Origin of the sequence: Dawidia cretensis (genome assembly GCF_018598175.1) — a bacterium.
In the GTDB taxonomy this organism is placed as follows: domain Bacteria; phylum Bacteroidota; class Bacteroidia; order Cytophagales; family Cyclobacteriaceae; genus Ohtaekwangia; species Ohtaekwangia cretensis.
Genome location: NZ_JAHESE010000084.1, coordinates 1 through 1,143 on the forward strand (window position 1 = coordinate 1; position 1,143 = coordinate 1,143).

Annotated in this window: 1 protein-coding gene; it reads right to left on the reverse strand. The window is 58.4% G+C overall.

Annotated elements, in window-relative coordinates; genetic code table 11:
- Positions 1-1,143: fibronectin type III domain-containing protein (locus KK062_RS29790; protein WP_254088039.1), on the reverse strand; the 1,143-nt coding region annotated here is incomplete at both ends.

The following is a 1,143-nucleotide window of genomic DNA, read 5'->3' on the forward strand; positions in this document are numbered from 1 at the left end:
GCAGGCTGGGCTTCGCGGCGGGACACCGTGTAGCCGGCCACGGCATAGTCTGCCCGGGCCGCCGAAGGCCAGTCGAGTATCACCGTACGGTTGTTCAACCACGCGTTGACCCCGGCGGGTTCCTGCGGCAGCTGCAGCACACTTTGGCGCATCGTGACCAGGTTGGAAAAGTCGCTCTCCAGACTGTTCCGGTTCACGGCCTTCACGCCATAGACGTATTGGGTGCGTCCTCCTATGGACGACGTGTCGGTATATTCGGTTTTTTGTAACCCGTTCGAAAGGACCTCGAACCGGTCACTCCCCGAAACGCTGCGGTATACATAATAACCATAGACATCGGTATCGGGCACCGGCTGCCAACGCAGCTGTACCTTGCCATTGACAAGGGTGCCACGCAAGCCGTACGGCGGATCAGGATTGCGACTGGTGTTTTTCACTGATGCCGTAGCGTAGCCCGTATAGCCTGCGTTGCGTTCGCGGCCCTTTAGCGCCAACGTACGGAAGCGATAATAATAGGGAATATCCGGAAATACCTGTTTGTCGAAGTATGTATGACGGGACACCTCCACGGTGTCGATCACGACGTAGTCGCCTCGTGCATCGCGCGATCGTTGGATCTCCACGCCGACCACGTAGGGCAGGTCACCGATCGGAGCCCATTGCAAGGCAATACCGTTGGCTGTGTCACGGGCCTGCACGTTGCGCAGTAAAGGCAAGCTGGCAAAGTCCACGGCCAGTAAGCTGATGGTATCGGAAGGTTGTGCGGCATTGCCCAGGTCGTCCGTAGGCCGAATATAATACCGGTACAGCGTACCCGGTCGTACGGTTTCGTGCAGGTAAAAGAGCATGGAGTCTCCCTTCGCCACGGCAAACAAGGGCGATGCTAATTTTTTATAGGAACCCTTGCCGGCATCCTGCCGGTACACATCGGCCATCAGTAACCCGGTGTAAGGCTTGCCTGGCAAAATATACCACTGGGCTGAAACCGCCGAGTCCGTGGCAAACGTACGGTGCCGGCGTGCGCGGCCTATAGCCAGTGGTGTTTGTCCACCGGTAATCGTGCCGGTAACGGTTTTGATCCCAAGCCCCGCCGCGTCGCGCCACTCGGCCTGGTAGGTGCACAAGTTCCCTGCGGTGACTGTG